General features: G+C 38.2%; 1 protein-coding gene. It reads left to right on the top strand.

The annotated features are described in order from the left end of the window. The coding region (locus tag ACSLUO_RS17705; RefSeq protein WP_448250589.1) for an IS3 family transposase at nt 1–424 on the top strand (424 nt) is incomplete at both ends.

Here is a 424-nt window from a genome sequence, read left to right as displayed (position 1 = left end):
GTACTTGAAAGTAAATGGTGTTTGGCGATATTTATCGGTGATAATGGATTTATACTCACGGCGTATTATTAGCTGGAGTTTAGATAAAAATAGAACGATGGAAGTCACTAAGCGAACATTAAAACAGACCATTAAAACGCGTAAACCACCAAACGATTTAATGTTACATACAGACCGAGGTGTTGAATATCGGGGTAATGTATTTCAGGCAGTATTAAAACGGCGTGGTATTTCACATAGTTTAAGTCGAGCAGGTAAATGTACTGACAATGCGCATATGGAGTCATTTTTCCATTCGATGAAGGCCGAGGTTATTCGCGGAAACACTTTTAAAAGTGATAAGGAATTACGCAGAACGCTTGGCAGTTACATCAACAAATACTACAATGCGATGAGGTTGCATTCAGGGATAAGCTATTGTTCA

It is taken from the genome of Thalassotalea agariperforans, from assembly GCF_053470345.1.
This window is presented reverse-complemented; position numbering and strand designations above follow the sequence as displayed.